Consider the following 454-nt stretch of genomic DNA (forward strand, 5'->3'; position numbering starts at 1 on the left):
GTTCAATCATACCCTTATCTTCTTGCAATTTAGGTTTACTGGTTTGGTATAGCTCTTTCGCAAGTTTTAAATTCGTTGCGTAACGCAAAATCATATTTAATTCCTCCCAATATTTGATTTTTTGTGAAAGATGATTACTTTATCATTTTTACCCGTTTCTATAAAAATGAATCAATTATGTAACGTATGTGTAGTTGAGGAATGTTTGCTATGGAAATATAATTCTGTTCACTCAAAATGTATGAAATTAATGTGTAGTTTTGTCGAGTTGCTCTTTTAATTTGGTTAGATTGTTTTTTAGAGAAGCGGTACTATTTTTAAGTGCATCAACAGATTTACCTTCGTTTTGAGACATTGAGTTTATTACAGCACGAAGTTCTGTTTCTAGTATGTCAGCGTCGCCTTTAGCATTAGAACTTAATACTTTAATATCTCTTAAAAGGCTATCTGATAG

The 454-nt window shown here is 31.1% G+C and carries 1 protein-coding gene; it reads right to left on the reverse strand.

Annotated elements, in window-relative coordinates:
- Positions 1-247 precede the first annotated feature (247 nt).
- The coding region (locus D7V88_RS42235; protein ID WP_120546007.1) for a hypothetical protein at positions 248-454 on the reverse strand (207 nt) is incomplete at its 5' end.

It is taken from the genome of Corallococcus terminator (assembly GCF_003611635.1).
Lineage (GTDB): Bacteria > Myxococcota > Myxococcia > Myxococcales > Myxococcaceae > Corallococcus > Corallococcus terminator.